At 57.8% G+C, this 510-nt stretch carries 1 rRNA gene; it reads left to right on the top strand.

The window, feature by feature from the left end:
• Nucleotides 1-510, top strand: a 23S ribosomal RNA gene (locus IEW11_RS24765); the annotation flags it as partial.

The following is a 510-nucleotide window of genomic DNA, read 5'->3' as shown; positions in this document are numbered from 1 at the left end:
GGACCGTGTCAGGCGGGCAGTTTGACTGGGGCGGTCGCCTCCTAAAGTGTAACGGAGGCGCCCCAAGGTTCCCTCAGAATGGTTGGAAATCATTCGGAGAGTGCAAAGGCATAAGGGAGCTTGACTGCGAGACCTACAAGTCGAGCAGGGACGAAAGTCGGGCTTAGTGATCCGGTGGTACCGCATGGAAGGGCCATCGCTCAACGGATAAAAGCTACCCTGGGGATAACAGGCTTATCTCCCCCAAGAGTCCACATCGACGGGGAGGTTTGGCACCTCGATGTCGGCTCATCGCATCCTGGGGCTGAAGTAGGTCCCAAGGGTTGGGCTGTTCGCCCATTAAAGCGGTACGCGAGCTGGGTTCAGAACGTCGTGAGACAGTTCGGTCCCTATCTGTCGTGGGCGCAGGAAATTTGAGAGGAGCTGTCCTTAGTACGAGAGGACCGGGATGGACGTACCGCTGGTGTACCAGTTGTTCCGCCAGGAGCACCGCTGGGTAGCTATGTACGG

The organism is Paenibacillus abyssi (assembly GCF_014640295.1).
In the GTDB taxonomy this organism is placed as follows: domain Bacteria; phylum Bacillota; class Bacilli; order Paenibacillales; family Paenibacillaceae; genus Paenibacillus_D; species Paenibacillus_D abyssi.
Note: the sequence above shows the minus strand (reverse complement) of the source record. Positions and strands in the feature narration are given on the sequence as shown.